The following is a 26,649-nucleotide window of genomic DNA, read 5'->3' on the forward strand; positions in this document are numbered from 1 at the left end:
AAATTATTGTATTTTTACGAACCTTTATTTCTAAATAAATCTAGTAAAATTATATGAACACAACACAGTTTGTAAATCGCCACATTTCTCTTAACGAAGCCGATAAACAGGCAATGTTACAGAAAGTTGGCGTTTCGGGTATTGATGAACTTATCGCCCAAACCATTCCTAATTCAATTCGTTTAGAAAAAGATTTAAACATTGCCGATGCACTTTCAGAGTATGAAATGTTGGCACATTCTAAGGATCTTGCTTCTAAGAATTTATTGTTTGATAATTATATCGGTTTTGGGTACCACGATACCATTTTGCCAAGCGCAATTCAGCGAAATATTTTAGAAAATCCTTCTTGGTATACGGCTTACACGCCTTACCAAGCGGAAATTGCTCAAGGAAGATTAGAAGCTCTTTTGAATTTTCAAACCGTAGTTTGTGATTTAACGGGCTTTAAATTGGCAAACGCATCTTTATTGGATGAAGCGACAGCAGCTGCAGAAGCAATGCACATGTTTTTTGAAAGCAGAACCAAAGACCAGAAAAAATCAGGTGCGACGAAGTTTTTCGTTTCTGATTTGGTTTTACCTCAAACTGTTGCGGTATTGAAAACCAAAGCTGAAGGTTTAGGAATTGAAATCGTTGAGGGTGATCATCAAAATCATTCTTTGGATGAAACTTATTTTGCAGTTTTACTTCAATATCCAGGCAAAAATGGAGTGGTTTTAGATTATACAGAAAATATTAAATCTTATAAAACACTTCATCTTCAAGTAGCAGTTGCTTGTGATCCGATGGCTTTGGTAAAATTGAAATCTCCAGCAGACATGGGCGCTGATTGTGCCGTTGGAACTACCCAAAGATTCGGAATTCCGATGGGTTATGGTGGTCCTCACGCTGCTTTTTTCGCTTGTAAAGAAGATTATAAAAGAGATATTCCGGGAAGAATCATCGGGGTTTCCCAAGATGCTTACGGAAAACGCGCATTGAGAATGGCGTTGCAAACCAGAGAGCAACATATTAAAAGAGAAAAAGCAACTTCCAATATTTGTACTGCGCAGGTTCTTTTAGCCGTGATGGCAAGTATGTATGCAGTTTATCACGGTCCGAAAGGATTGAATTTCATTGCAGATCAAATTCATTTTAAAGCCAATGCGCTTCTTAATGGTTTGAAAACTTTAGGATATGACATCGTAGAAGAACCAATCTTCGATACCGTAAAATTCCGTTTGGGAGAAGAAGATAAAAAAGCATTGAAATATTTAATGTTGGATCGTAAAATCAACCTTAATTATTTCTCAGAAAATGTAGTAAGCATCGCTATCAACGAAGCTACAACTTTTGAAAAACTTCAATATCTTTTTGATGCTTTAGCACAATTCAAAAAAACGCAAGGTTTTAAACTTGAAATTAAAGAAGAAGTTCAAATTCCAGCGGCTTCATTGAGAACGGATGCTATTTTAGAAGAAGAAGTTTTCAACAGATACCACACCGAAACCGAATTGATGCGTTATATCAAAAGATTGGAGCGCAAAGATCTTTCTTTAACCCATTCGATGATTTCACTTGGTTCTTGTACCATGAAACTGAATGCTGCAACCCAAATGTTGCCACTTTCTTGGGCAGAATGGGGTAACGTTCACCCTTTTGTTCCTACCGAACAAGCGGGAGGTTATCAAGCTTTAATTCAACAATTAGAAAAAGATTTAGCTGAAATTACAGGTTTTGCAGGAACTTCGCTTCAACCAAATTCTGGTGCGCAAGGTGAATATGCTGGATTAATGGTGATTCGCGAATACCACAAATCTCGCGGAGAAAGCCACAGAAACATCGTTCTAATTCCTCAATCTGCACACGGAACCAATCCTGCTTCTGCGGTGATGGCAGGAATGAAAGTAGTTGTGGTGAAAAACCTCGAAAGCGGACAAATCGATTTCGAAGATCTGAAAGCAAAAGCCGAAGAACATAGCGCAAACCTTTCTGCTGCGATGATTACTTACCCTTCAACTTACGGATTTTTCGATGACAATATCAAAGAAATCACCAATTTAATCCACGAGCACGGCGGACAAGTTTATATGGACGGCGCGAATATGAACGCTCAAGTTGGCTTCACTTCTCCGGGAAATATTGGCGCAGATGTTTGCCACCTCAATCTTCACAAAACCTTCGCAATTCCTCATGGTGGCGGTGGTCCAGGTGTTGGTCCGATCTGCGTGGCTGAACATTTGGTGAAGTTTTTACCAAGCAACCCGAATATTAAAATTGGTTCTAAAGAATCTATCGAAGCGATTTCTGCAGCACCTTACGGATCGAGTTTGGTTTTAAATATTTCTTACGCCTACATCAAAATGTTGGGAACTGAAGGATTGAAAAAATCTACAGAACACGCTATTTTAAATGCCAATTATTTGAAAGAAGTTTTGGCAGAACATTTCCCAATCCTTTATGCAAACGAAAAAGGAAGAGTAGCTCACGAATGTATCGTAGATTTCCGCCAGTTCAAACCACTAGGAATTGAAGTTACCGACATCGCAAAACGTTTGATGGATTACGGTTTCCATGCACCAACAGTGAGTTTCCCGGTTGCCGGAACATTGATGATTGAACCTACTGAATCGGAAAGCAAAAGAGAATTAGATCGTTTTGCAGAAGCGCTGATTTCCATTAAAAAAGAAATCGAAGAAATCGCTGAAGGTACAGCCGATTCTGCGAACAATGTATTGAAAAACGCTCCTCACACCGAGCAAGTGGTGATTTCCGATACTTGGGACAAACCTTACAGCCGCGAAAAAGCTGCATATCCTTTGGAATGGGTGAGAGATCACAAATTCTTCGCCACCGTTTCCCGTGTTGACGAAGCTTTCGGTGATAGAAATTTAGTGTGTACTTGTGAGCCAATTGAAGTGTATATGTAAATCATAATTGATTAATAAAAATCCCCTTCAGTTTTGGAGGGGATTTTTTTATTAAATTTTTCTTTATTGATGACCACACTAAAGGAATTCGGTAGTAGAAACACAATCTTAATTGTTGTAGACGGTTTTTTATTGATATAAAGATAATTCCAAGAAATTATTTGTTTTTTTTAAGTTGTCCCTCACTCTTTGTTCTTTATTTCTTACTATTTCAGATTGACTTAGCTCTCTTCCATTCGCATCTGTTACTTTGATAGTTGTTCCATCGTCTGCGGAAAAAAGTTGCTTAATTTTTTTTGCTGGATCCTTTAAATATTCTTTCCATAGTTGATTAAATTTCATACTAGAGATTACTACCTCCTTTTCTTCATCATCAATTGATATCGATCTAACATTATTTGTTTTACTTCCTATAAAATTAAAGGCATGATCATTTTTTTCATCAGAAACTTTTAAAATTAAACCAGGTAGGCCATTAAATTTATAAGGTCCATCTTGAATTTGTATTTCATTAGTAAACCATGCAATCCAATTTCTTCCTAAATATTCAGCAGTTGCTTTCTGAATTTTATATCCGTACAATTCTTCAATTTCCGGCAAAATTTTCCAATTAATCTTTTCTGTCGAAATTATCGCATATTTATCACCATTTATGGAAGTATGAAGAACAGTTTCAAAACTGGGATACTTTTTTTTAACAGAGAATCCGACTTTTGAATTATTCTTAACTTTACTTAAATCAATATGTGTGGAATGAATAGCTTCATTTTTTTTAAATTCAGAATTCATTATCGAGTCATAGTTTTTCTTTTCATTGCTATAAAAGACGGAACCCTCTTTTGATACATCTAAGTTCATAATCTCTTTAGTGACATTTTCTCTATGTAAAGAATCGATTTTAAATGAATATTCATATACAAATCTATGATTTTGCGCAAAGATTGGGCTTGAAATAGAAATCAAAAGAAATCCTAAAATAAATTTTTTCATTTTCAACTGGTCTTGAGGATTATTTTTATATAAATTACATATTCAAATATAAAGATTAAGATTCTATCTCCAATTAAAAACATTCAACATCCAAATCTTTTTACTCATAAATTTCAAACGATTTCTTACGAATAACCATGAATAAAAATCAATAAAAAACGTATTTTTGGAAGATGGATTTAAACAGGATTTTCACCAATCAAAGGACGGGGCAAAATGTAGCGACTACCGCATCCAGAACTGATTTTCAAAGAGATTTCGACCGCATTATTTTCTCGGCGGCATTTAGAAGATTACAAAATAAAACTCAGGTTTTTCCACTTCCGGGAAGTGTTTTTGTGCATAACAGATTGACACATTCTCTCGAAGTTTCCTCTGTTGGCCGTAGTTTAGGAAGTGCGGTGGGAGATTTCATCGTGAAGAATTACCAAAATGATCTTTCGGAAGATGCGCAGAATTTTTACCAACACAATTTGCATAATGTGATCGCCGCAGCTTGTCTTTGTCATGATGTTGGAAATCCGGCTTTTGGGCATTCTGGTGAAGATGCAATCGCAAGTTATTTCGAGAAAAACGAATCCGATTTAAAGCAAAAATTCACTGAAAAAGAATGGTCAGATTTGGTGAATTTTGAAGGAAATGCTAATGCCATTCGTGTTTTAACCCATCAACAAAATGGGAAAGATGAAGGTGGAACCCAGCTCACGATGACCACTTTGGCGAGTATTGCGAAATATCCTTGCGAAGCGATTGCCAAGAAAAAAGGAGTGATTCATCGCAAAAAATTTGGGTTTTTCCAGAACGAAAAAGAGACTTTTCTGGAGATTGCCAACGCCGTAAATCTATTACAGGAAAACACGGAACCGACGATTTTCAAAAGACATCCATTTGTCTGGTTGGTGGAAGCTGCGGACGATATTTGCTACAACATTATCGACATGGAAGACGCGCACCGATTGGGAATTGTTTCGACTTCGGATTGCGAAAATCTGTTTGTAGACCTCATCAAATCTGAAAATGCAAACATGAAAAGGGTAGAGGACAAACTGGCGATTTTGACGAATGCTAACGAAAGAATTTCCTATTTGAGAGCGAAAGTCATCAATGCTTTGATTAATAAATCCATTGAACTGTACCAAACCAATTTTACTGCAATTTTAGATGGAAATTTAGACAAAGCGCTGCTCGATATTTATAAATCCGAAAACAAATCGCTGCAGGAAATTGAGAGTTTTTCCATTGAAAAAATCTACGGTCACAAAGCCGTTATCGAAATAGAAAACGCTGGTTACAACGTGATGTACGAACTTTTAAACCATTTTATTCCACCAATTTTAAAAGAAAAATCTGACAGAAAATCTTATGATAAAATGGCGCTGAAACTTTTGCCAAAACAATTTCATTATGAAGAAGGTTCCGATTATCAGAAGGTTTTGGGCGTGATCGACTTCGTTTCGGGGATGACGGATAATTTTGCCACCGACCTTTACCGCAAAATAAAAGGCATCGAAATCGGGATGACGATGTAGTTTTGATGGATCGAAAGTTTTTACTATCTTTATAACATCAGCAAACGATTTGCTGGCTGATTATTAACCATCAAATTTATTTAACATGACTTTCTTAGGAGTACTTATTTTTTTAGGACTTATCGTCTTATTCGCCTCGTTTTTTACCGTCAAGCAAGAAACTGCGGCTATCGTGGAACGTTTCGGAAAATTTCTCAGCGTGCGCCAATCTGGTTTACATTTGAAAATCCCATTTATCGACCAAGTTGCGAAACGTTTGAACCTCAGAATTCAACAACTCGATGTGATTATCGATACCAAAACTTTGGATAATGTCTTCATGAGAATGAAAGTTTCTGTGCAATATCAAGTTATTAGAAATCAGGTTGCTGATGCTTATTATCGTTTAGAAAATCCGGAAAACCAGATTACTTCCTACGTTTTCGATGTGGTAAGAGCAGAAGTTCCGAAATTAAAATTGGATGATGTTTTTGTGAAAAAAGACGACGTAGCAATTGCCGTGAAAGGGGAACTTCAGGAAGCGATGCAAAGTTATGGTTACGATATCATCAAAGCTTTGGTTACCGACATCGATCCTGATGAGCAGGTGAAACATGCGATGAACAGAATTAACGCCGCTGAAAGAGAAAAAACCGCTGCTGAATACGAATCTGAAGCACAAAAAATTAGAATTGTAGCTGTAGCAAAAGCTGAAGCCGAATCTAAAAAACTACAAGGACAAGGGATCGCCGACCAAAGAAGAGAAATCGCAAAAGGTTTGGAAGAATCTGTAAAAATGCTCAACGATGCCGGAATCAACGCTCAGGAAGCCTCTGCATTAATCGTCGTGACGCAACATTACGATACGCTGCATTCAATCGGTGCAAACAACCGAAGCAATTTGGTTTTACTGCCTAATTCACCAAGTGCAGCGAGTTCTATGCTCAATGATTTGGTGGTTTCTATGGCCGCTACCCAAAAAATGGATGAGGTGAATAAAGGAAATTATCCACCACCGCCATCTTCGCATACGCATTAATTGGATGCTAGATTCTAGATTTTAGACTTAGAAATGATGAATTACTTTTGTCATTAATGAATAAAAAAAACTCCCGATCAAATCGGGAGTTTTTTTATTTTAAATCTTTTGTTTTATAAGGGAATTTGTAAGCTGCGGCTTTCATTAAAGAATTGGTGAGTTTTTCTGTTGAGATGAAGGTTCCTCCGGTTTGCCAATTGTAATTCCAAAACATTTTTCCGCTGTTGGTATCGGTTAACGATAAATCTACGGTGGTAATCTTGGAAGGAGCAGCATAACCGGTCAATAAACTTGTGAAAAACGCTTCTCCGTTGGTCAAAGGTTTTGCAAGGGAAACTCTGGAACTTACCACCGCATCTACACCGAGTAATTTCGCCAATTCCTGATAACTTTTTCCAGCAAAACTGGTAATATTATTATCTGCCAAAATCTTATTGGTTTCCTCTGTGTTTTGTGCTTTTACAAAAATAGTGTTCTTTGTATGATTCTCATTGAGGTAAGAAACCAGTGCATTTTGGAAACGTTCGCTTTCTATTTTTTCCTGATTTTTAATGGCTTCTGCTTCTTTTGCAGATTTTATTTCAATGATTACTTTGGGAGGCAATACTGCAATTACCCGATGTTGGTTGGCGGTTTCCTGAAAGTTAGCAGCTTTATAAACTGGCTCACAACTGGTTACAACAACCATTGCAGCAAATAAAATAGATAATAGTTTCTTCATAGTTTCTTTTTCCCAAAAATAGTTTAATTTCCAAGAAATTAATATATTTAACAAAAAAATTTATAAATGAAAAAATTAATTACGCTTTTGTCTTTAGCTGCTTTTGCTTTAGGTTTTTCTCAGAATTTCAGTCCGGATCAATATCCGAAAGGGGTGTATGAAACTTATGAAGATTTCAGAGCCAAAACCCCAACTTCAACGCCTAATCTTTCGAATGCGATGACCGATGATCAAATTGCTTTTCGCTTCAATAATTTGGATGATAAAGGGAAGAAACTCAAAAAAGCATTTGCTATTTCTGACGGAACGGGTTTGTACATTCATGTAGTGAATTTGATTAAAAAATTCAACTCAGAAGATAAAGGACAAGGTTACGATGGAGGAATTTATTACCTGAAAGCTGAAAACAAAGGCGGTTATCTTTTTGTGAGAGATTATTTCACCAGCAACAGTGCTGCAATGTGGGGCGGAATCATCGCTGCAGCAGCTGCCAGAAGAACAAAAGGAGTGATTTATGATGTGGAAAAAGAATCTTTCAATCTTTTTAAAAATATCGAGGAATTCAAAACCTTTATGGAAGTGAATCATCCGAATGTGGTGCTCGATTTAGAAAAAGGAAAAGGCGATGCTAAGTTGGATGAAGGCGAAATAGAAGCCAAAAACCTCGAACTCATTACCAAAGCTTAAAATGATAAACTCCCGATCAAACCGGGAGTTTTTTTATTATAGATTCTAGCTTTTAAATTTTTGTTTGCCTATCAGCAATTCGAAAAAGAGTTTGAAATCTGAAATTAAACTCCATAAAGGATATTTGAAAGTTGCAGGTTTGTTTTTCTCGAAAACGGCGTGACTGAACCAAGCAAAACCATATCCGAAAATCGGGACGTACCAAAGAAAACGTTCTTTCCCGGACCAGATTACATAAAACAGTACCACAAAGATGAGCAATGTTCCTACGAAATGGAAAATTCTTGTCCATGTTTTGCGGTGTTCGCTTAAATAAAAAGCATAAAATTCTTCAAATGTTTTTATTCTTTCAGCCATTTTTTTTAGTTTAAATCACCATTCAAATCGTTGTTGAGTTTGCTGTTCTTATAGCCATAAGAGAAATAAATAATCAAACCGATTCCAAACCAAAGCAGGAACCAAAACCAGTTATTATGGCTCATTCCGGTTAATAAATAAAGGCAGGAACTCAAACCGATTAACGGAATAAGTGATAGGTTTTTTAGGAATGCTAAAACGCACAATACCAAATTGATCAGCAAAAATACAATGATCGAGATTCGGAATTCGCCTTCCTCAGGATCATGCCAGTCTTTTAAATGATGGAAAAACTGAGGTTGCCATGTATAGAAGAAAGCCAATCCGCCAAGGAAAAGAACCGGGAAAATAAATTTTGCATTGATGTAAGGCAAATGAAAACGCCCTTTGAGTTTTTCTTTCGACGGAAGCAATAAAACTCCGCCACATACCAAAACGAAAGCGAAAATAGTTCCAATACTCGTGAAATCGAGGATGAAAGATTTATCGGTGAAGAGGATAGGAACTCCTACTACAATTCCGGTAACGATGGTTGCAAAACCAGGGGTTTTATGTTTCGGGTGGATTTCCATGAACTTTTTAGGCATCAAACCGTCGCGGCTCATTGCATACCAAATTCTCGGTTGTCCCATCTGGAAAACTAATAGAACTGTTGTAATAGCGATGATGGCAGCCAAAGAAACCACAAATTCCATCCACGCAACATTGGCATTGGACTTTTCGAAGATGAAAGCCAATGGATCGCCGACGCCATCAAATTTTCGGTAGTCTACCATTCCGGTAAGCACCAAGGTTAAGACAATATAAATCGCAGTACACAAAACCAAAGAAACGATCATCCCTCGCGGTAGGTTCTTCTGTGGATTCTTAGTTTCTTCAGATAAGACACTCAAGGCATCAAACCCGATATAGGCAAAGAATACACCCGAAACGGCACTCATCACCCCGGCAAAACCATTGGGCATGAAAGAGGCGGTTCCTGTTACCGTACTTACGGGAAACCAGTTGTCGGTGTTGATATAAGCAATTCCTACTGCAATTACCAATAGGATGATAAAGAGCTTTAAAAGAACAAAAATATTATTGAAATTCTTCGATTCTTTCACCCCAACATAGCAAAGCCAAGTGATTAAACCGTTGATGACCAAAGCCGGTATATCAACGATTAATTTCAAATTTCCTATAAGTGGTGCGCTTTTCCAGGCATTGATTAGTTCTTTATTTTCTGAACCTCCCATGAAAGCTTTCTTGGCTTCAGTATAGCTACAAGTAAGATAATCGGGGATATGCACGCCAATTCTGCCCATAAAACTGGTGAAATAATCACTCCACGAAAAGGCTACATAGATATTCCCGAAAGAGTATTCCATAATAAGTGCCCAACCGATCACCCAAGCAATGAGTTCGCCGAAACTGGCATAAGCATAAGTATAAGCCGAACCTGCAGTAGGTATTCTACTGGCAAATTCCGCATAGCAAAGCGCAGTAAAACCACAAGCAAAACCACAGATGATATACAGAACAATTACCCCAGGACCTCCACGGAAAACCGCTTCGCCCAAACTGCTGAAACTACCGGCTCCAATAATGGCGGCAATACCAAAAAAAACAATATCCCATACCCCTAAAACACGCAGTAAGCCCGATGGAGCTTCCTGATCACTATATAGTTTTCTTCTGAAAAGCTGGTTCATAAAAATTTTAATTTACACAAATGTAATGGAAAAAATGGAAATGGAAAAAGATCAGTTGAGGAAGTTAGGAGGGAGAGAATTCAAAACGATCGATAATAAGTTCATGTCCGGAATATGGTAATTTGGAAATGAGACAATTTGAAAATATTCTCGCACATTCTGGGGATTGGACGTATTTAACTTTCTAACTTTTTAACCTTCTAACCCTTTAACCTCATAATTCTTTTGCAAAGCTCCTTTTTTCCAAAGCCTAGTTTCCCCCTAGTTAAAGCCTAGGCAAAGCCCAGTCCTAGCCCACCATAAAGGCACTAACCTCCTAACGGCAAAAACCTCCCTTTTCGGCAAAAATGGTTGTTTTCGGCAAAAACTAGTCTTTTTCGGCAAAAACGGCAAAAACGGTCTTTTTCGGCATCGAAAATATGAGTGGCTCATTGCACATTTTACATTGAACAAAAAAATGTGAGAGATTTTTAAAAATTCATTTAGATCACCCATGTCTCGCAATTACAATATACCTCGTCTTTAAATAACTCTATTAAATAAGCAAATAGAATTTTAAAGAGGGGGATTTTTATTGGTAAGGATACTCAGGACAACTATGATCTGATGAATTTGTAAAATCAGGAGGACATGCCCCAATTACTTAATTATTACACAGGAGGAGTTTATTTCCCTAGGATATTTGGATTTATTTAACATGATTAATGGTCCCCTATTTAGGGATTGGCTTCGAATCAAGAGGCAGTTTGCTTCGAATCTGCTTCGGAAAAAGTACCTTTTTATCGAACGCATCTGCCATTTGATTCGAAGTTGATTGCAATTCAGGTTATACGATTATTCAACCTTAGATTTCTGATAATGAATCAAAATTAAAATAAAACCAATGAACGCCATGAAAGCACCAACCAAAGAAGGGTAGTTGTATCCCAAACCATACACCAACGGAATTCCGCCGAAAAATGCACCTAAAGAATTGGCAACATTAAAAGAAGCTTGCATAAACGCAGCGCCCATCATTTGGGAGTCTTTTGCTGCTTTCAACATCATGATATTGATTGGCGTTCCTACTGCCATCGACAAAACGCCGCAACCGAAAGTGAGAATCAAAGCAGATGTTTTGGTGTCAGAAAACAAGAAAACCGCAACCAAAATTAAAACCATTGAAATCATTAAAATTCCCGCTGCCAAAACAGGTTTCATCCGATCTGCCATAAAACCACCAAGGTAATTTCCGACCACCATTCCGGCTCCCGCTAAAATCATGATATAAGAAACCGAATTCTCCGAAAAACCGGCAATATGAGTGAGATAAGGTGCAATATAACTGAACCAAGCAAATAAACCACCGAACCCAATTGCCGTGATTGCGATGATGTTTAAGGCTTTTTTGGTTTTGAAAAATGCGAGATCATCTTTCAGACTTGGAGTCGCAACAGGCGGAATATTTGGAAGCCATAATTTCAATGAAAATAGAGTAATCAGTCCCAAAAATGCAACGATTCCGAAAGCAACCCTCCAACTAAAATGATGTCCAATAAAAGTAACCAATGGAACCATGGCTAAATTGGCGAGCGCCAATCCACTAAACATCGCGGCAATTGCTTGTGCTTGTTTGCCGGGTTTTGCCAAATTCACAGCGACTACCGTTCCAACTCCGAAAAATGCGCCATGAGGTAAGCCTGCCAAAAACCGCGCAACCATCAATGTATAATAATTGGGCGATAATGCCGATAATGCATTGAAAATAGTGAAGATGATCATCAATGCAATGAGTGTCTTTTTAGGAGGATGTTTTACCGAAAAGGCAACCAATAAAGGCGCTCCCACAACAACTCCGAACGCGTAAGAAGAAATAAGATGTCCCGCTTCGGGAATACTGATGGATAAAGATTGGGCTACATCGGGCAACAAACCCATAATTACAAATTCTGTAGTACCAATCGCTAAGCCACCCAATGCCAATGGCAGTAAATTTTTCGTCATCATTTCTTCTAAAATTTCAAGCGGGCAAAAGTAATAAGAATATACCACTTTAGGGACAAACTTTCATTATTGCTTTCTATGATTGTATTAGATAAAGATTTGGAAGATGTTTTTTGCTCTGTAGAAGTTTTAAAATAAATAAACTTTTATTTTATAAAAAACTTAAATTTGTTTAAACCTAAAATTAAAAAACCATGCAAGATATTTTTGATGCAAAAGAAGCTCAAAACTACATCGACAGAATCCATCGACTGACTCCGGAAACCCAAAGAAAATGGGGAAAAATGTCTGTAGATCAGGTTTTGGCGCATTTGAATGTAGCGTATGAAACGATTTATGAGCCGGAAAAACATCCTAAACCTGGTTTTTTGGCAGGTTTCCTTTTGAAGAATTTCGTGAAACCTAAAACGGTAAATGAACTTCCTTATAAACAGAATCTTCCCACAGGTCCGATGTTCATTATTAAAGGAAATAAAAATTTTGAGGAAGAAAAGAAACGATTGATCGGATTCATCCAAAAAACTCAACAATTGGGAAGAAGCGCTTTCGACGGGAAAATGTCGCATTCCTTCGGGAAATTAACCGCTCAGGAATGGAATAACATGTTGGCGAAACACTTGAATCATCATTTGGATCAATTTGGCGTTTAATTTTTATTTGAAAAGCCATTGAAACATTCATTTTATGAAAAAAATACTATTCTTTTTGTTGTTCGTTAGCAGTTTTTCTTTTGCACAAAGCAATGCAGAGATTATTGAAATAATTAAAAATAATCACCAATATTTTGAAGGAAAAAAGAACGAAAAGAATGATGTAAAGGTTAAATTTGATTCAGTTTATTCGCCTATTAAAGATGAATATTTAGTTGAAGGAATTGCAGAAATTGATAATGAAATTTCGAAGTTTTCTGGGAAAATAAGTTTCAATGCCAAACAGACCAAAAAATTACGTGATCCGAGTATTTCTAATTTCGATGTTGTTTTGAACGGAGAAAAAACATCTGATAATTCGAAAGTTTTTAATGGAAGTTTAAATATAAAAATGATACCGAAACTTTTCAATGTCATTGTTTTCGAAGGAATTTACCAAGAAGAAAATGCCAAATCTCCGATGTATTTTCATAATTCAAACGAAATAATGAGATACTTGGAATCATTAAAGAAGTAAATCTAATACAGATTGATATGAAAAAAATACTATTCTTTTTGTTGTTCATCAGTAGTTTTGCATTCGCGCAAATGCCCAATATTTCTAAGGTTTGGCTGAACAATTCGAAGCCTTATACCGGAACCATCGGCGACGAAAAAACTGCGATGAAAGTAATGATCGAAATTTCTGAACAAAACAGAAAAAATGATCAAGAATATTTCCTTTCCGGCTATTCTGTAGTTGAAAATACCCATTCGAAATTCGAAGGAAAATTGAAAATCACCAAATACAAAAACGGTAAAAAAAGAAGTACAGTTTTCGGTGAATACGAGTTTGCTGAAGAACCCAAAGGAAAACATTCCGGAATTTTGAAAGGAAAATTCATTTACACCTTCATGTGGAATTCAAAAAAACAACAAATCGAAAAGCAATACATTGAATTCATCGGCGATTGGGCAAGCTACGACGGAACTTTAAATTACAAAACCAACTGGAAAAACTAATAATGATGATCAAAAAAATAGTAGCCGTTGTAGCCGGAATTTTATTGACAAGTGTTGCGGTTGGGCTTGTTCAGCAACTGGGACATTATCTCTATCCGCTTCCGTCGGGAACCGATCCCAACGAACCCGAAGCCATTAAAAAATACGTGGAAAACGCGCCTTTTATGGCAATATTTTTTGTGATTATTTCTTATGCGGTCGGTGCTTTGGTTGGCGGTTTTGTTTCCACAAAAATAGCAAATGATGGCAAGAAAATTTATGCATTGATAATCGGAATTTTATTCCTTTTCACTTCGATTTATATGATGGTGACGATTCCTTCGCCGATTTGGTTTTGGATCCTCGGAATTGCCGTGTGGAGTTTAGTTTTACTAGGATGGAAATTAGCTTTAAATAAAAAAAATGAACATTGAAATAATCAATTTCGAACCCAAATACCGCGATAATTTCAGAATTTTGAATGAAGAATGGTTGCAGAAATATTTTGTCGTTGAAAGTTTCGACCAACATCAATTGGCCAATCCGGAGTCTGAAATTTTAGATAAAGGAGGCAAAATTTTCTTCGCAAAAGCCGGTGAACAAATCGTAGGAACCGCTTCTTTGTTGAAAGAACACGATGGCTACGAACTAGCGAAAATGGCGGTAACAGAAGCATTTAAAGGACACGGAATCGGCAATCTTTTGATGAAACATTGTATCGAAGAAGCCCAAAAATTAGGAAGTGACAAAGTGATTTTGCTTTCCAACAGAAGTCTGGTTCCGGCGATAGAAATGTACAAAAAGTTCGGATTCACCGAAGTTCCCGTGGATGAAAACACGCCTTACGAAAGATGCAATATCAAAATGGGACTTCATTTCCCAAAAAATTAAACTTAAAAATCAACTTTAAAAAAACAAATATCATGGCACAAGTAAACGCGTATTTAACCTTCAACGGCAACTGCGAAGAAGCTTTTAATTTTTACAAATCCGTTTTCGGCGGCGAATTTCCCTACATCGGACGTTTCGGCGAAATGCCACCTATGGAAGGCAAAGAAATTTCTGAGGAAGAGAAAAACAAAATCATGCACGTTACGCTTCCAATCTCTCAAGAAACCGTTTTGATGGGTTCCGATACCGGCGGCGAGTGGGCTTCTAATTTCGTTGCGGGCAACAATATTTCCATCTCCATCAACACCGATTCCAAGGAAGAAGCCGACCGACTTTTCAGCGGACTTTCCGAAGGTGGAGTAGTCACCATGCCGCTTGCAGAAACCTTTTGGGGCGCTTATTTCGGGATGTGGACCGACAAATTTGGCATCAATTGGATGGTGAATTACGACGATCCGGCAAAGCAACAACACTAATTTTTTTTAGGAGCAAGAAAACTCGTTGCTCTTCCGAAAACCCGTCCCACTTTCCGCACTCGCTTTTTCGGCGGCGGCGAAGCCGCCGCCGAAAAGAGCTCAAACAATTGCTCCAATCGGGGCTAGAACCTCATTTTGTTCATCTTTCAACCGGAATTTTTTTTTATGAGTAAAACCGAAAACAAAACCAAACCAACCCAAATTTCAGTCGAGGAATTTATCCGAAATTCAGACCCGAAAAAAGTCGAAGATTCCTTCAAACTCATACAAATCATGGAGAAACTTTCCGGCGAAAAAGCCACCATGTGGGGGCCATCCATCATCGGATTCGGAACGTATCACTACCAATACGAAAGTGGCCACCAAGGGGACATGTGCAGAATTGGTTTCTCGCCCAGGAAAACCGCATTCTCACTCTATGTGATGGACTGTGGCGACGAAAAAGTTCAACCACTTCTTAACGATCTCGGAAAAATAAAAACCGGAAACGGAGGTTGCATTTATTTCAAAAAATTAGCCGATTTAAACCTAGAAATTTTAGAAAAACTCATCACCGAATCCTTGAAATCTACAAAGAATAGATGGGGTTAAACAAAAAAAACTGCTGTACAATTCAGCAGTTTTTTATTACTACCACTTCGCCGCATCTCCTAAGATGCTACAAGCCGTGTAAGCAGATCATTTATCAGAAAAATCAATCAAAATACTTCGTTTTTTGTATAGGTTAAAATATCTTAAAAACAGCAACATAGAAGCGATTTTATCAAAAAACAATCTATAATACGCAATATAAAATAATGCACAATACTATATATGACGACGGTTTGCCTACAATTTCATAATAATTTTAAAGATTATTTGCTGATTTGGAAAAGTTGCGTATATTTGATTGTTAGGCGTAATGCCACGAGACCCTGCAAACATTAACAGTCAGACAAAATAAATGAACGACAACAATACAAAACGACTTTCAAGACTGACTGCGATATTAACACAACTGCAAACAAAACGACTTTTGACTGCGACTAATCTTGCAGACAAATTCAATGTTAGTGTAAGAACAATTTACAGAGACATAAGAGCATTAGAACAAGCAGGCATTCCAATAATAACAGAAGATGGAAAAGGCTATTCTTTAATGGAAGGCTACAAAATTCCACCAGTAATGTTTACCGAAAGCCAAGCCAATGCCTTAATCCTTGCCGAGCAGTTGGTGTTGAAAAACAAAGACACTTCATTTATCAAAGATTATACAGAAGCCATTGACAAAATAAAAGCTGTTTTAAAACAGACAGATAAAGACAGAGCTAATTTACTTGCTGACAGAACTCGTTTTGAACAAAACCTAAACAGAGAAAGAAATAGCAACAATATTTCTGAATTACAACGGGCACTTACGAATTTTCAATTGGTAAAATTTGACTATACAAACGAACAAAACAAAACTTCAAACAGAACAGTGGAGCCATTTGCATTAATCAGTACAACAGAAAATTGGTTGCTAATTGCTTGGTGTCGTTTACGCAAAGAATTTAGATATTTTCGTTTGGACAGAATTACAAAAATGCAAGTGCAAACAGAGAAATTTGAGCAACACAAAATGACTTTACAGGAATATTTTGATAAATTTTACTAACTCGTTTTGACCCCTGACATAAGGCTGTCGCAAGTGCATTTTACTTTTGTGGCTTAACAATTTAAAATTTAAGTAAGATGCAAAAAGCAACATTTGACCCTTGGGCTTGGGGTAAAAACACAAATTCGGTTCAAGCCGTAGAAGTAAAGCAACCGAATGGAACTTTGTATTGCTCAGGACAAGTAGCTATTGACGCTAATGGAGTTCCAAGTAATGCTGATATGAGAAGTCAGCTCATTCAGACAATCGCAAATTTGGAACAACTGATTACTGAATCTAGTTACGAATGTAAAGACATTGTAAGGTTGAATGTATATACTACAAACACCAACGAGTTTTTCACCACTTGTATGGATGTGTATGTGCCATTCATAATGAAACACGGAATTCAACAAGCAACAACTCTATTGGAAGTTAAAGGATTATTTGCAACTTTGACAATAGAATTAGAAGCTACTGTAGTTAAGTAATGCAGAAAAATGAAATAGAAATATTTTATCCTAAAAGTCAAACAGCTTGGAGAAAGTGGTTAGAAAAAAATTATCTTTCTAAACAAGCTGTTTGGCTTGTTTTTTATAACAAAAAATCAGAATTAAAATCTATTACTTGGAGTGAAGCTGTTGATGTTGCATTGTGTTTTGGGTGGATAGATAGCAAAAAAATAAAAATTGACGAAGAAACTTCACACCAATTTTTTAGCAAACGAAAACCGAAAAGCACTTGGAGCAAAATCAACAAAAACAAAGTTGACAAACTCATAGAACAAGGCCTAATGACAAAAGCAGGATTTGAAAGTGTAGCAATAGCAAAACAAAATGGCTCTTGGACAATTTTGGACGAAGTGGAAGAATTAATTATTCCAGCAGACTTGGAAGCAAAATATATTGACAAACCAAATCTAAAAGACTACTTTTTAAGCTTAAGCAAATCTGCAAAAAAGCTACTTTTGACACAGCTTTTATTTGCCAAGACAACTCAAACGAGACAAAAACGAATTGCAGAAATTATTGAACAAGCAGAACAAAGATTAAATCTAAAACACTTATAGAAAAGGCACATACGCCTAACATCGGTTTTGTGCAAGTGGGGTTGAAGGAAGTAATTGAACATTGGTAATTCTATTGAACATTTGTAGTATATTTGAACTGACGTATTTCTAATTCCCCACCTGCACAAAGCCGTAAACCGTTAGCAGAAATTTTAAACCAACATTAATGATAGAAAGCAAAAATATTAATGGTATTAAAGAATACACTTTAGAAAATTGGGATGAATATCACTCACTAATTGTTGATAAAATTCGTAATATTAATAAAAACTATGTTTTTCGAGGTCAAAGAAATACTGATTGGAAATTGGAACCAACATTGAACAGAACTTTAAAGTTTCATTCAGACAATAATTTCGAAAAATATAAAAAACTTCAAATTGAAAATTTTAAAAAATCCATTAGAGGACGAACAACATTTTATAAAGATTTAATAGCAGATGACAGAGAAGTTTGGGCGATTGGACAGCATCACTTTTTGAATACACCATTATTAGACTTTACAGAATCACCTTATGTTGCAGCATATTTTGCTTTCTCAGATGAAAAAACTGAAACTGATTATAGGATAATCTATGGGATTTCTCAAAAAAATATATCTGAAAAATTAAGTGATGATTTGGAATTATTTTCACCCATATCCGATTTTAATAATCGCCTTATAAGTCAAAGTGGTTTATTTGTAAATTTTAAAACAAAGAAAGATTTAGAATCACTAATTGTAGAAAAATATAAAGAAGAAAGAGATAGTAAAGTAAAATTGTTTAAAATCAAAATTCCTACAACAGAAAGAGAAAAATGCTTAAAATCTCTAAATAGGATGAATATTAATCATAACACTTTATTTCCTGATTTATATGGTGCTGCACTTTACTGCAATATTGTACTGAGAATTGACAACTATTAAAAAAAACTTCTGCTAATAACTAAGCTTTCGTCTTATACGCAGGACGCCCATTGAACAGTATCTTTTCACTAATAAAATACAAAACAATTTTAATCAAAAAACCCCACAAGTTGCGAAAACTTATGGGGTTCTTTATATTATTTAAAAATAAACTTACACATTCACATTCTCCAAAATCACCGCATAGCCTTGTCCCACGCCGATACACATCGTTGCCAATGCATATTTTTTACCGGTTTTATTCAGTTCCAACGCCGCGGAATAGGTAATTCTCGAACCACTCATTCCCAGCGGGTGACCCAATGCGATCGCGCCGCCGTTTACATTCACTCTCGCATCGTCATTCGCAATTCCGAGTTCTTTCAAACACGCGATACTTTGCGAGGCAAATGCTTCATTCAGTTCGATAATGTCGATTTGGTCTAAAGTTAAACCAGCTCTTTTCAATGCCAATTTTGTAGCGCCAACCGGACCGATTCCCATAATTTTCGGTTCTACGCCCACCACTGCGGAGCAAACGATTTTTGCCAAAGGTTTCAAACAATAATTTTTCACCGCATCATCGGAAGCGATGATCATTGCGGCAGCTCCGTCGTTCAATCCGGAAGCATTTCCTGCGGTTACCGTTCCGTTTTCTTTCACAAAAGCGGGGCGAAGTTTCCCCAAAATCTCCAAAGTGGTGTTCGGTTTCACAAATTCATCTTTGTTGACGATAATCGGATCGCCTTTTCTTTGCGGAATCACAATGTCCGAAATTTCTTCTGCCAATCTCCCGGATTCTTGCGCTTTTTTCGCTTTCATTTGAGAGTTTAAAGCAAATTCATCCTGCTCCTCACGCGAAATTTTATACATCTCGGCCAGGTTTTCCGCCGTTTTTCCCATAGCTTCCACGCCGTAGGTTTTCTCCATTTCCGGATTCACAAAACGCCATCCAAAACTGGAATCATAGATTTTCTGGTCGGTTGCGAAACCACCTTCCGCTTTTGAAATAACAAAAGGAGCTCTCGACATTCCTTCCACACCTCCCGCGATGAAAAGGTCGCCTTCGCCGGATTTTATCGCACGCATCGCCAGTGCTACAGCACTCATTCCAGATGCACATAATCTATTCACCGTTTCGCCAGGAACATTGATCGGAAGTCCTGCCAAAAGCAAAGCCATTCTCGCGATATTTCGGTTGTCTTCACCGGCTTGATTGGCGCACCCGATAATCACATCATCTATTTTATCTAAAGGGATTGCAGGGTTTTTTGCTGTTAGACTTTTGATTACCGAGGCAATCAAATCGTCGGTTCTTACGGCTGCAATACTTCCCTTAAAATTCCCGATGGCAGATCGAGCTCCGTCAATAATATAGGCGTTTTTCATTTTTAAATTTAAAGTTTCTCAAAAATACAAAAATGTCCCGAGTTTTTTGTCATCTGATAATGCAAGGGTGTTTTCTTGATCTTTTCAATATCATTATCTTTTTTCCCACCATTGTTCGTAGATTTTTGTATCATTCAGGTAATCTGCTTTTTCACCAATTTTTGGGGTGATGATTCTTTGGTTTTCAGTATTGAACTGAGTTATTTTTTCAAGTGGTTCATTCCATTCATGGGTAGCTAGCGCGAATTTTGAGCTGTGAACCGGAATCATTCTTTTAGCATTCAGGTCTTTCATGGCTTTTATGTTTTCTCCGGGCATCATGTGGATATAGCGCCAATCTTTGTTGTACTGTCCGTTTTCAAGAATGGCCAAATCAAAACTGCCATATTTTTCACCGATTTTTTTGAAATGATCATCATAACCGCTGTCGCCACCGATATAAATTCTTTGGTTCGGAGTTTCAAAAACAAAACTTGCCCAAATTGCTTGGTCACGCTTCAAACCACGCCCAGAAAAATGCCTTGCTGGTTCGCAATATACTTGATAACCGTTGCCCAAATCTGATTGTTCATGCCAATCCAATTCAATGATTTTTTCAGGATCATAATTCCAAAATTCCAAATGTTCGCCGGTTCCGAGACCTGTTATTACTTTTTTTACTTTTGGTTGGAGTTTTTTCACAGTTTCATAATCGAGATGATCCCAATGGTCATGCGTGATCACCAAATAATCCAGCTCCGGGATGTCATCGACGGAATAAATATCGGTTCCGTCAAATGCTTTTGTAGTAAAAGAAAAAGGCGATGCATTGCCACTGAAAACAGGATCAACAAGAATTTTTTTGCCATCAATTTGCATAAAATAAGACGAATGTCCCATCCAGATGAACACATTCTCATCGGTAGTGATTTCTTTTAAATTGGTTTTAGAAAAACTTAATTTTTGGCTTGGTCTCAGGTTTTCTTTCTTCCCAAAAAGAAATCTGAACAGCACTTCCGGCATCGAGGTATCTTCAGCAAGTTGTGGAGTGGGATTCAGGTTGTCAAATTTTCCGTTTTTATAATGAGGAGATTTTAAAATTCTCTGCAATCTTTCACCGGAAGGTGCTTTTCCGAATTTTGGATGACGAAGAATTAGAAATGTTGACAGAGCCACAATTCCGATAAGAATGAGAAATATTATCATAATTTTTTTTATTAAAAGCATTTTTTGCCAATTTATTTGAGTTGTAAGGAGAGACGAATGAATGTGAATTTTACTTTAGAAAATGCGGACAAATGTAGATTAAAATCCAGAAGTGAGTTAAATCACCTCGAAAATCATATTCCTATTAAATAATTTCATTAACTTTATTACAATCAAAAAAATCTAATATTATGCACGAAAATGTAGTTGTTAAAGAAAGAATTAACGCACCCGTAGACAAGGTTTGGAAAGCTTTGACCGATAAAGCGCAGATGAAAGAATGGTATTTTGATATCCCCGATTTTGAACTCGGAATTCATAATGAGTTCAATTTTTTTGAGCCGGGAGGTGAAAACAAATATCACCATCACGGAGAGATTTTGGAAGTGATTCCTAACAAAAAATTCAAACACACTTGGTCTTATCCCGAATTTTCGAAAGAGAAAACAATCGTAAAATGGGAATTAGAGCAAGATGGAGACGAAACGGTAATTGTTTTAACGCACAAAGGTTTAGAAAACTTTGCCCATTTAGGAAAGGATTTCCAGCGAGAAAGTTTTGAAAACGGATGGAATGAAATTCTAGGAAAGAATTTGAAAGAATATATTTAGAAATAAAGCGAGAACAACCTAATTTGATTTCTTTGCACAAAATTTAAACATTTTTGTTTTAAACCTGCTCATTCCACAAAGCAGGTTTTTTTCTTGAAAAAGAAAAAAGAATACCTTGAATTTTCCTTAAGTACAAATTTTTTTTAAAGAAATTTTACCTTAATTTTACCAAAATTCTCTACTTAATGTATCTTATTTTCGACACAGAAACCACGGGTTTACCTAAAAATTTCAATGCACCATTAACGGATTCCGACAACTGGCCGAGAATGGTGCAAATCGCGTGGCAACTTCATGCTCAGGACGGTACACTTCTCGAAAATCAGGATTATGTCATTAAACCTGAAGGGTATGATATTCCCTTTAATGCTACTAGAATTCACGGAATTTCAACGAAGATGGCAAAGGAAGAAGGTCGAGATTTGGCTGAAGTTTTAGAAGAATTTAAAGCAGTTCTCCAGAAAGCAAAAGTAGTTGCCGGTCACAATATCGATTTCGATTACAACATCGTAGGAGCCGAATTCTACCGAAAAGAAATGGAGAATGTTTTGGAGAAAATTCCATCTGCAGATACCATGGAACTCGGAACAGATTTTTGCAAGTTGGGTGGTGGGAAAAACGGAAGATACAAATCGCCGAAACTGGTAGAACTATACGAAAAACTCTACGGAGAGCAATTCGATGAAGCCCACAACGCTGCGGCAGACGTGAACGCAACGGCGCAAGTTTTCTTCGAAATGATGCGAAATGACTTGATTCCGGCAGATAAACTTCTAATTTCTGATACAGAATTACAAGATTTCATCAAAAATCATCCAAATCCTTTTCCGCCTTTTGGGATTGTTATTCGACGACAAGTTGCTGACTCTAAAAAGAAGAAAAAAGTAGATTTTGGATCGACTGATGAGATTGAAATCGGGGATTATTTTAATTTCCACAATCACAGTATTTACTCGTCTTTGCAAGCTTCTTCAAATATTTCGGACTTGGTGAATAAAGCGATTCGGAATAATTTCGCTGCCGTTGGTTTGGTGGATTTGGGAAATATGATGGGTGCTTTTAAATTTGTTTCGGAAGTTGAAAAAACCAACGGAAATATCAAAAAAAATTATCAAGAATATCTTGATAAAAAACAAAAAGCAGATGAAGAAGGAACCGAATTTAATGAAACTGAACCACGGAAAAATCCTTTAATTCCGATTATCGGTTGCGAATTTTATATATCGGATCGACCTGAACAGAAACAATTTACCAAAGACGATCCCGATCGAAGAACAAATGTCGTTTTATTGGCAAAAAATTTCAATGGCTATAAAAATCTTGCGAAACTCTCGAGTTTGGGCTATGTGAAAGGATTTTATTTTGGAGTTCCGAGGATTTCCAGAAAAATGATTGCTGAGTATAAAGAAGATCTGATTGCTTTTACAGCAGGAACTACCGGAGATATTCCTAGTACAATTCTAGAATTTGGGGAGCAAAAAGGGGAGGATGTTTTTAAATGGTGGAAAGATACTTTTGATGACGATTTTTATGTGCAATTGCAAAATCACGAGGTGGAAGAAGAAGAGCATTTGAATGAAGTATTGCTGGAATTTGCTGAAAAATATGAAGTAAAAATTTTGGCTCAAAATGAAACTTTCTACACCGAAAAATCCGATGCCAATATTCAGGATATTTTGTATTGTATTAAAGACGGAGAAAAGCTTTCTTCGCCTGTAGGAAAGGGTTTCGGAAAAAGAAGAGGATTACCTAGCAATGAATATTATATCAAAGATTCCGAAGAATTGCGAAATGCTTTCATCCAATTTCCTGATGCTTTTGAAGCTTATTCGGAGTTGTTGGCAAAATTTGAACCTTATACTTTAAAAAGAGATGTTTTGCTACCTGAGTTCGGTATTCCCGAAGAATTTTTAAGCGAAGAAGATGTAGTAGACGGCGGAAAACGAGGTGAAAATGCATATTTAAGACATTTAACCTATGAAGGCGCCAATAAAAAATACGATGAAATCACTGATGAAATCAGGGAACGCTTGGATTTTGAACTTGAAGTTATTGCAAAAACCGGTTATCCCGGATATTTCCTTATCGTGCAGGATTTCTGTAACGAAGCCCGAAAAATGGGCGTTTGGGTTGGTCCCGGTCGTGGTTCCGCTGCAGGTTCCGCAGTTGCGTATTGTACCGGAATTACCAATGTAGATCCCATTAAATATGACTTGCTATTTGAGCGTTTCCTTAATCCAGAAAGGATTTCCATGCCCGATATCGATATCGATTTTGATGATGAAGGTCGTGACAAAATCATCAAATGGGTGGTTGAAAAATACGGAAAAACCAACGTTGCGCAAATCATCACTTATTCGATTCTCGGAGGGAAATCTGCCATAAAAGATGCCGGAAGAGTTCTAGATGTTTCCATTCCAGAAACCAATAATATCGCAAAACTGATTCCTTCCACACCAGGAATGAATATCGCAAAAGCGTTTTCGAAATTTGATAAATTAAGTCCTGAAGACAAAGTGCTCGCTCAGGAAATGAAAGATATTCTGGAAAATCCGAAAGATGAACGTTTCCAAGTTCTTTCAGCTGCGCAAAGAATGGAAGGTTGCATCAGAAACACTGGAATTCACGCATGTGGAGTGATTATTACGCCTGAAGATATTTCCAATTTGGTTCCGATTACCATTGCGGCTAAAGATCCGGATATTTTGGTTTCTCAATTCGATAACTCCGTGGCAGAAAGTGCAGGTTTGCTGAAAATGGATTTCCTTGGTTTGCGGACTTTAACCATCATCAAACACGCGATTCGACTAATCAAACAAAGACATAATATCGATATTGATCCGGATTTAATTCCGTTGGATGATCTTAAAACATATCAGCTCTTTCAAGAGGGAAAAACAGTCGGAATTTTCCAATATGAAAGTCCGGGAATGCAAAAATACATGCGCGAACTGAAACCGACCAAGTTTGCTGATTTAATTGCCATGAACGCGCTTTATCGTCCCGGTCCGATCAAGTATATTCCAAATTTTATCAACCGGAAAAACGGACTCGAAGAAACCACTTACGATTTAGAGGAAACCAAAGAATACCTCGAAGAAACCTACGGAATTACCGTTTATCAGGAGCAAGTAATGCTTTTATCCCAAAAATTGGCCAATTTCACCAAAGGTGAAGCCGACACGCTTAGAAAAGCGATGGGTAAAAAGCAAAAAGATGTCCTCGATAAAATGTATCCAAAATTCATCGAAGGTGGCGAAAAAAATAATCTCGATGTCGATAAGCTCAACAAAATTTGGAAAGACTGGGAAGCTTTTGCGGAATATGCTTTCAACAAATCACACTCGACTTGTTATGCGTTGATTGCCTATCATACTGCTTATCTTAAAGCCAATTATCCGGCAGAATATATGGCAAGTGTGATGACCAATAACATCAATAATACCAAGCAAATTACAATGTTCATGGAGGATTGCAAAAGTATTGGAGTGGATGTTTTGGGACCGTCAGTGAATGAATCTCAATATGAATTTGCAGTAAATGATAAAGGGCAAATTCGTTTCGGTTTGGGAGCTATCAAAGGAATTGGTGAAGGTCCGAGTGAAGCGATTGTGAATGCCCGAATCAACGGAAGATTTAAGAATATTTATGATTTCTTCGAGAAAGTTCCTTCTTCACAAATTAATAAAAGGGTAGCTGAAAGTTTGGTGATTGCTGGAGCTTTTGATGAAGTAGATCGTTATCACCGAGCACAATATTTTGATATCGATATTTCCGGAAGAACCAATCTGGAAAGGCTTTTGCGATACGGACAAAGTTTCCAAGACAGCAAAAATGAAATCGAAAATTCATTATTTGCCGATTTTGCTGAAGAAGTGAAAATTGAACCACCAAAAATTAATCCGGCGCCCGAATGGCAAAACATGCACATGCTGAATAAGGAAAAGGAAATCATCGGATTTTACCTTTCTGCACACCCTTTAGATGAGTATAAATATCAGTTTAAGTTCATGCAAGGCGTACTCAGCAAAAAGGAAATTCTGGAATCTAAAAAAGATGATATCATCGAACTCGAAAAAGTGATTACTCCAATCGACATTGCAGATGTTGCGGATGAAGAAGACAATTTGTTGGATATGGTGGGCGATATTATGGAAGGCGAAGAAGATATTTTGATGGAAGATGCTCCTAAAAAAGCCGAACCAAAAGGAAGTTTCAACTTTCTGAATTTGGATGAAGTAGATGCTTTCAAAGACTCTGTTGGGAATCAGCAACCCGATTTGTTCAACAATGAAAAACTCAGCTGGAAAGAAAAACAAGCCATGAAAAACAATACTCCCGAGTATATGGTTGCAGGCTTGGTTACCGAATATGTCGTAAAAGATGGAAAAAACAGCGGCGAAAAAATAGCGTTTATCACTTTGGAAGATTACAGCGGAAGCTATAGTTTCCGTTTGGGAGACCGCGATTACATGCGATTACGCGACAAAATTGATGTGCAACGATTTGTGATTTTCAAGATTAAATTTGCAGTTTTAAACGATGGTAGAGTATTCGTAAACGTAAGTGATGTAATCGATTTGAAGGATGCCTTTGAAAAATTTGCAAAGAAAATGACCATCGTGATCGACATTAATGACCTTCGAAAAGAAGATATCGAATTTTTCAAAGAGAATTTGATCGATTCGGAAGGTGAACAAAAACTCAATTTCTTTGTGAGAAACCCTGAAGATCATTCTAATATTGAACTGATGGCGATGCGCTCGCATGTGAAAATCAATGGAAATTTACTCGAAGTCATTCACGATCTCCAGAAATATGAGGTTTTCTTAAACTAAATTTGATTCTTTAAATATTCAAAGTCCGATTTTCATTTAATGAATTTCGGGCTTTTATTTTTATAAATAAATATTGACATCAATTGTGAATAAGATAATTCCTCTTTTCTAATTTAAAATAAATCAATCAATCGTTTGATTTTTTCAAATATTTGTTTAAATTTGCA

24 protein-coding genes are annotated in these 26,649 nt (G+C 36.9%); 17 read left to right on the forward strand and 7 right to left on the reverse strand.

Annotated features, from left to right (window positions below; all coding sequences use genetic code 11):
* Nucleotides 1–53 precede the first annotated feature (53 nt).
* Nucleotides 54–2,912 (forward strand): aminomethyl-transferring glycine dehydrogenase, encoded by a 2,859-nt coding sequence (gene gcvP, locus NOV28_RS02635; protein WP_255927282.1) that lies wholly within the window; start codon nucleotides 54–56, stop codon nucleotides 2,910–2,912.
* Between the two features lie 129 nt (nucleotides 2,913–3,041).
* On the opposite strand, the gene NOV28_RS02640 is transcribed toward gcvP, so the two are convergent.
* A complete protein-coding gene (locus tag NOV28_RS02640) occupies nucleotides 3,042–3,902 on the reverse strand; it encodes a GLPGLI family protein (RefSeq protein ID WP_255927284.1) in 861 nt (286 codons plus the stop codon).
* 173 nt (nucleotides 3,903–4,075) lie between these two features.
* Here NOV28_RS02640 and dgt point away from each other — a divergent pair, with 173 nt between their 5' ends.
* Together dgt and NOV28_RS02650 are read left to right on the forward strand one after the other, a co-directional pair.
* Nucleotides 4,076–5,431, forward strand: coding sequence for a dGTP triphosphohydrolase (gene dgt / locus NOV28_RS02645; RefSeq protein ID WP_255927286.1), 1,356 nt, complete (start codon nucleotides 4,076–4,078; stop codon nucleotides 5,429–5,431).
* 85 nt (nucleotides 5,432–5,516) lie between these two features.
* Complete coding sequence (locus tag NOV28_RS02650) at nucleotides 5,517–6,449, forward strand: SPFH domain-containing protein (protein WP_255927288.1); 933 nt, start codon at nucleotides 5,517–5,519, stop codon at nucleotides 6,447–6,449.
* Between the two features lie 94 nt (nucleotides 6,450–6,543).
* Here NOV28_RS02650 and NOV28_RS02655 read toward each other — a convergent pair whose 3' ends face one another.
* Complete coding sequence (locus NOV28_RS02655) at nucleotides 6,544–7,170, reverse strand: hypothetical protein (RefSeq protein WP_255927290.1); 627 nt, start codon at nucleotides 7,168–7,170, stop codon at nucleotides 6,544–6,546.
* A 66-nt stretch (nucleotides 7,171–7,236) separates the two neighbouring features.
* Between NOV28_RS02655 and NOV28_RS02660 the strand changes: the two genes are divergently transcribed.
* Entirely contained in the window at nucleotides 7,237–7,857 is a 621-nt protein-coding gene (locus tag NOV28_RS02660) for a DUF6563 family protein (RefSeq protein WP_255927292.1), read from the forward strand.
* A 45-nt stretch (nucleotides 7,858–7,902) separates the two neighbouring features.
* On the opposite strand, the gene NOV28_RS02665 is transcribed toward NOV28_RS02660, so the two are convergent.
* From NOV28_RS02665 to NOV28_RS02675, 3 genes are all read right to left on the reverse strand, one after another.
* Nucleotides 7,903–8,214 carry an Mpo1-like protein gene (locus tag NOV28_RS02665; RefSeq protein ID WP_255927294.1) on the reverse strand — a complete coding sequence of 104 codons (312 nt, stop codon included), beginning with the start codon at nucleotides 8,212–8,214 and terminating at the stop codon, nucleotides 7,903–7,905.
* Between the two features lie 5 nt (nucleotides 8,215–8,219).
* Complete coding sequence (locus tag NOV28_RS02670; RefSeq protein WP_255927296.1) at nucleotides 8,220–9,908, reverse strand: APC family permease; 1,689 nt, start codon at nucleotides 9,906–9,908, stop codon at nucleotides 8,220–8,222.
* Nucleotides 9,909–10,742: 834 nt separating this feature from the next.
* Nucleotides 10,743–11,894: an MFS transporter gene (locus tag NOV28_RS02675; RefSeq protein WP_369413209.1), complete on the reverse strand. Its 1,152-nt coding sequence runs from the start codon at nucleotides 11,892–11,894 to the stop codon at nucleotides 10,743–10,745.
* A gap of 191 nt (nucleotides 11,895–12,085) precedes the next feature.
* On the opposite strand from NOV28_RS02675, the gene NOV28_RS02680 reads away from it, so the two are divergent.
* The 11 genes from NOV28_RS02680 to NOV28_RS02730 all read left to right on the forward strand — a co-directional run bounded on the left by NOV28_RS02680 (nucleotide 12,086) and on the right by NOV28_RS02730 (nucleotide 18,480).
* The gene (locus NOV28_RS02680; protein ID WP_255927298.1) at nucleotides 12,086–12,541 is read left to right on the forward strand and encodes a DUF1569 domain-containing protein; all 456 of its coding nucleotides are present in this window, start codon (nucleotides 12,086–12,088) and stop codon (nucleotides 12,539–12,541) included.
* A gap of 34 nt (nucleotides 12,542–12,575) precedes the next feature.
* The gene (locus NOV28_RS02685) at nucleotides 12,576–13,058 is read left to right on the forward strand and encodes a hypothetical protein (protein WP_255927300.1); all 483 of its coding nucleotides are present in this window, start codon (nucleotides 12,576–12,578) and stop codon (nucleotides 13,056–13,058) included.
* A 17-nt stretch (nucleotides 13,059–13,075) separates the two neighbouring features.
* Entirely contained in the window at nucleotides 13,076–13,543 is a 468-nt protein-coding gene (locus NOV28_RS02690; protein WP_255927302.1) for a hypothetical protein, read from the forward strand.
* A gap of 2 nt (nucleotides 13,544–13,545) precedes the next feature.
* Nucleotides 13,546–13,956, forward strand: coding sequence for a hypothetical protein (locus NOV28_RS02695; RefSeq protein WP_255927304.1), 411 nt, complete (start codon nucleotides 13,546–13,548; stop codon nucleotides 13,954–13,956).
* Entirely contained in the window at nucleotides 13,946–14,413 is a 468-nt protein-coding gene (locus NOV28_RS02700; RefSeq protein WP_255927306.1) for a GNAT family N-acetyltransferase, read from the forward strand. The genes NOV28_RS02695 and NOV28_RS02700 overlap by 11 nt, the downstream gene beginning before the upstream one ends.
* 32 nt (nucleotides 14,414–14,445) lie before the next feature.
* Complete coding sequence (locus NOV28_RS02705; RefSeq protein WP_255927308.1) at nucleotides 14,446–14,889, forward strand: VOC family protein; 444 nt, start codon at nucleotides 14,446–14,448, stop codon at nucleotides 14,887–14,889.
* Between the two features lie 165 nt (nucleotides 14,890–15,054).
* Nucleotides 15,055–15,480 carry a DUF1801 domain-containing protein gene (locus tag NOV28_RS02710; protein ID WP_255927310.1) on the forward strand — a complete coding sequence of 142 codons (426 nt, stop codon included), beginning with the start codon at nucleotides 15,055–15,057 and terminating at the stop codon, nucleotides 15,478–15,480.
* Between the two features lie 352 nt (nucleotides 15,481–15,832).
* Nucleotides 15,833–16,525, forward strand: a complete 693-nt coding sequence (locus tag NOV28_RS02715; protein ID WP_255927312.1) for a helix-turn-helix transcriptional regulator — start codon at nucleotides 15,833–15,835, stop codon at nucleotides 16,523–16,525.
* Nucleotides 16,526–16,602: 77 nt separating this feature from the next.
* Complete coding sequence (locus NOV28_RS02720; protein WP_255927314.1) at nucleotides 16,603–16,995, forward strand: RidA family protein; 393 nt, start codon at nucleotides 16,603–16,605, stop codon at nucleotides 16,993–16,995.
* Nucleotides 16,995–17,573: a YdeI/OmpD-associated family protein gene (locus tag NOV28_RS02725; protein ID WP_255927316.1), complete on the forward strand. Its 579-nt coding sequence runs from the start codon at nucleotides 16,995–16,997 to the stop codon at nucleotides 17,571–17,573. The genes NOV28_RS02720 and NOV28_RS02725 overlap by 1 nt, the downstream gene beginning before the upstream one ends.
* A gap of 166 nt (nucleotides 17,574–17,739) precedes the next feature.
* Nucleotides 17,740–18,480 carry an FRG domain-containing protein gene (locus NOV28_RS02730; RefSeq protein WP_255927319.1) on the forward strand — a complete coding sequence of 247 codons (741 nt, stop codon included), beginning with the start codon at nucleotides 17,740–17,742 and terminating at the stop codon, nucleotides 18,478–18,480.
* A 153-nt stretch (nucleotides 18,481–18,633) separates the two neighbouring features.
* Here NOV28_RS02730 and pcaF read toward each other — a convergent pair whose 3' ends face one another.
* Nucleotides 18,634–19,848, reverse strand: a complete 1,215-nt coding sequence (gene pcaF, locus NOV28_RS02735) for a 3-oxoadipyl-CoA thiolase (protein WP_255927321.1) — start codon at nucleotides 19,846–19,848, stop codon at nucleotides 18,634–18,636.
* Nucleotides 19,849–19,941: 93 nt separating this feature from the next.
* Nucleotides 19,942–21,033, reverse strand: a complete 1,092-nt coding sequence (locus tag NOV28_RS02740) for an MBL fold metallo-hydrolase (protein ID WP_255927323.1) — start codon at nucleotides 21,031–21,033, stop codon at nucleotides 19,942–19,944.
* Between the two features lie 191 nt (nucleotides 21,034–21,224).
* On the opposite strand from NOV28_RS02740, the gene NOV28_RS02745 reads away from it, so the two are divergent.
* Nucleotides 21,225–21,644 (forward strand): SRPBCC family protein, encoded by a 420-nt coding sequence (locus NOV28_RS02745; RefSeq protein ID WP_255927325.1) that lies wholly within the window; start codon nucleotides 21,225–21,227, stop codon nucleotides 21,642–21,644.
* A 185-nt stretch (nucleotides 21,645–21,829) separates the two neighbouring features.
* Nucleotides 21,830–26,482 carry a DNA polymerase III subunit alpha gene (gene dnaE, locus NOV28_RS02750; protein ID WP_255927327.1) on the forward strand — a complete coding sequence of 1,551 codons (4,653 nt, stop codon included), beginning with the start codon at nucleotides 21,830–21,832 and terminating at the stop codon, nucleotides 26,480–26,482.
* Nucleotides 26,483–26,649: the final 167 nt, after the last annotated feature.

Origin of the sequence: Kaistella montana (genome assembly GCF_024436175.1) — a bacterium.
In the GTDB taxonomy this organism is placed as follows: domain Bacteria; phylum Bacteroidota; class Bacteroidia; order Flavobacteriales; family Weeksellaceae; genus Kaistella; species Kaistella montana.

What these genes read in the sequence shown, in the direction of transcription:
- NOV28_RS02665 (WP_255927294.1), bottom strand. Translation starts at nt 8,214, where the DNA reads ATGGCTGAAAGAATAAAAACATTTGAAGAATTTTATGCTTTTTATTTA.
- NOV28_RS02695 (WP_255927304.1), top strand. Translation starts at nt 13,546, where the DNA reads ATGATGATCAAAAAAATAGTAGCCGTTGTAGCCGGAATTTTATTGACA.
- gcvP (WP_255927282.1), top strand. Translation starts at nt 54, where the DNA reads ATGAACACAACACAGTTTGTAAATCGCCACATTTCTCTTAACGAAGCC.
- NOV28_RS02650 (WP_255927288.1), top strand. Translation starts at nt 5,517, where the DNA reads ATGACTTTCTTAGGAGTACTTATTTTTTTAGGACTTATCGTCTTATTC.
- NOV28_RS02700 (WP_255927306.1), top strand. Translation starts at nt 13,946, where the DNA reads ATGAACATTGAAATAATCAATTTCGAACCCAAATACCGCGATAATTTC.
- NOV28_RS02715 (WP_255927312.1), top strand. Translation starts at nt 15,833, where the DNA reads ATGAACGACAACAATACAAAACGACTTTCAAGACTGACTGCGATATTA.
- NOV28_RS02640 (WP_255927284.1), bottom strand. Translation starts at nt 3,902, where the DNA reads ATGAAAAAATTTATTTTAGGATTTCTTTTGATTTCTATTTCAAGCCCA.
- NOV28_RS02660 (WP_255927292.1), top strand. Translation starts at nt 7,237, where the DNA reads ATGAAAAAATTAATTACGCTTTTGTCTTTAGCTGCTTTTGCTTTAGGT.
- NOV28_RS02725 (WP_255927316.1), top strand. Translation starts at nt 16,995, where the DNA reads ATGCAGAAAAATGAAATAGAAATATTTTATCCTAAAAGTCAAACAGCT.
- NOV28_RS02680 (WP_255927298.1), top strand. Translation starts at nt 12,086, where the DNA reads ATGCAAGATATTTTTGATGCAAAAGAAGCTCAAAACTACATCGACAGA.
- NOV28_RS02685 (WP_255927300.1), top strand. Translation starts at nt 12,576, where the DNA reads ATGAAAAAAATACTATTCTTTTTGTTGTTCGTTAGCAGTTTTTCTTTT.
- dgt (WP_255927286.1), top strand. Translation starts at nt 4,076, where the DNA reads ATGGATTTAAACAGGATTTTCACCAATCAAAGGACGGGGCAAAATGTA.
- NOV28_RS02740 (WP_255927323.1), bottom strand. Translation starts at nt 21,033, where the DNA reads ATGATAATATTTCTCATTCTTATCGGAATTGTGGCTCTGTCAACATTT.
- NOV28_RS02710 (WP_255927310.1), top strand. Translation starts at nt 15,055, where the DNA reads ATGAGTAAAACCGAAAACAAAACCAAACCAACCCAAATTTCAGTCGAG.
- NOV28_RS02655 (WP_255927290.1), bottom strand. Translation starts at nt 7,170, where the DNA reads ATGAAGAAACTATTATCTATTTTATTTGCTGCAATGGTTGTTGTAACC.
- NOV28_RS02705 (WP_255927308.1), top strand. Translation starts at nt 14,446, where the DNA reads ATGGCACAAGTAAACGCGTATTTAACCTTCAACGGCAACTGCGAAGAA.
- dnaE (WP_255927327.1), top strand. Translation starts at nt 21,830, where the DNA reads ATGTATCTTATTTTCGACACAGAAACCACGGGTTTACCTAAAAATTTC.
- NOV28_RS02720 (WP_255927314.1), top strand. Translation starts at nt 16,603, where the DNA reads ATGCAAAAAGCAACATTTGACCCTTGGGCTTGGGGTAAAAACACAAAT.
- NOV28_RS02670 (WP_255927296.1), bottom strand. Translation starts at nt 9,908, where the DNA reads ATGAACCAGCTTTTCAGAAGAAAACTATATAGTGATCAGGAAGCTCCA.
- NOV28_RS02690 (WP_255927302.1), top strand. Translation starts at nt 13,076, where the DNA reads ATGAAAAAAATACTATTCTTTTTGTTGTTCATCAGTAGTTTTGCATTC.
- NOV28_RS02745 (WP_255927325.1), top strand. Translation starts at nt 21,225, where the DNA reads ATGCACGAAAATGTAGTTGTTAAAGAAAGAATTAACGCACCCGTAGAC.
- NOV28_RS02730 (WP_255927319.1), top strand. Translation starts at nt 17,740, where the DNA reads ATGATAGAAAGCAAAAATATTAATGGTATTAAAGAATACACTTTAGAA.
- NOV28_RS02675 (WP_369413209.1), bottom strand. Translation starts at nt 11,894, where the DNA reads ATGATGACGAAAAATTTACTGCCATTGGCATTGGGTGGCTTAGCGATT.
- pcaF (WP_255927321.1), bottom strand. Translation starts at nt 19,848, where the DNA reads ATGAAAAACGCCTATATTATTGACGGAGCTCGATCTGCCATCGGGAAT.